Source organism: Campylobacter concisus, assembly GCF_902460705.1.
Taxonomy (GTDB): domain Bacteria; phylum Campylobacterota; class Campylobacteria; order Campylobacterales; family Campylobacteraceae; genus Campylobacter_A; species Campylobacter_A concisus_Z.
Window position 1 is genome coordinate 414,440 of the sequence record NZ_CABPUP010000001.1, and the last position, 1,424, is coordinate 415,863.

The window sequence follows — 1,424 nt, forward strand, 5'->3', positions numbered from 1 at the left end:
GCAATTTTTACCTTGGGCGATAATTTTATTACTAATTTACGTAATTTATTTTCTAATGATACGTTATGAAAAAAGAATATCAACTCTTAGCAAATTAATTGAACAAAATAGTGATGGTATTAAGGAAAATAGGGATTTGATTGGACAAAATAGATCACTTATTGAAAAAAATAAACACGATATCGAAAAAAATACAAAAGACATCATAACAAATGTTGAAAAAGTAGATATCGATTTGGAAGACTAAAGTTTCTGATTTCTTATCTCGGCTATTAATAAATTTGCTAGAATTTTTTATTTAAGATTTTAGCAAATCATTTTTTATTTGAGAATTTTATATTTATTGTATTCTTCAGCTAGTAAAAGTTGTGTATGTATTTGTTATGAGCGGATGTATAAAAATTTATAGTTTTTGAAGAAGAATCTTAATTTTTAAAAAATAAGTCAAGATTTTATGCGTCGAGCTGCTTCATCAAAAGCACAAGCCCTATTCTATCCTTTACATTTAACTTACTATAAATCGAGCTTGTATGTGCTTTGACTGTTCTTAGTGTAATACCTGTTTTTTCTGAAATTTCATTATTTGTTAGACCCTGATAGATTAAATCTGCAATTTCTCTTTCCCTTGAACTAAGTTCAGAGAGATCGGTCTTTTTGTCTACCTTTTCACTTTCACTATTAATATATGAGCCGGTTAGCTCACTAATCATTGCCTGAACAAATTCTTGGTAAAGCCATATATTTCCATTAAAAATAGCTTCAAAAGCATCTTCAAAGTGTGTCTTTCTCATGTGGGAATTTGCATAGCCCTTGATTCCAAGCGTAAGCAGATGCTTGCCTTCGTTTATCGTTGGCCTATTTGAGAGTATGAGTATTTTTATATTTGGGGAATTTTCAATTATATTTTTTATAACATCATCAATATTATCTTTAAAAACATCAATATCAATGCCTATAATATCAACATCATCATTTATATGAGAAAAAAACTCTTTTCTATTATGTATAAATTTCACATCGCTATTGCCAGTAAAATAGCTTCTCCAAATATTGTTTAATGCACTATTTTGTGTAAATAAAATAACTTGCATTACCTTTCCTTGGATTATTTATATGATTCTTTCATAAATTTTTTTACTATTTATAAAGAATTCTATATAACGACTTTCGCCATTTTTGTATATCTTGTAATCTATTGATGAGAAAAATTTAGTAACCACAGAAGATTTTTCTTCTAAAAAAATAGTCATTTCAAAAAAATCTTGTGATATAGCATATTTATAAGGAGTATTTAAATTTAAAATTCCAGGATCAAAGTCAAATTTATCCAAACTCTGGTCAAAGCCTTTTATTAAAATTTTAATGATTCTTACTATATCATCTTGAATTTTTATATTTTCAAATAGTTTTTTATGTCTACTAGC

3 protein-coding genes are annotated in these 1,424 nt (G+C 26.7%); 1 reads left to right on the top strand and 2 read right to left on the bottom strand.

What is annotated here, in order from left to right; all coding sequences use genetic code 11:
• On the top strand, window positions 1-247 hold a 247-nt coding region (locus tag F3G75_RS02105; protein WP_149716637.1), incomplete at its 5' end, for a flagellar biosynthesis protein.
• 205 nt (window positions 248-452) lie between these two features.
• Here F3G75_RS02105 and F3G75_RS02110 read toward each other — a convergent pair.
• Window positions 453-1,091 carry a response regulator transcription factor gene (locus F3G75_RS02110; RefSeq protein ID WP_103600173.1) on the bottom strand — a complete coding sequence of 213 codons (639 nt, stop codon included), beginning with the start codon at window positions 1,089-1,091 and terminating at the stop codon, window positions 453-455.
• An 18-nt stretch (window positions 1,092-1,109) separates the two neighbouring features.
• A partial coding sequence (locus F3G75_RS02115; protein WP_188115375.1) for a DUF5416 family protein occupies window positions 1,110-1,424 on the bottom strand: 315 nt, incomplete at its 5' end.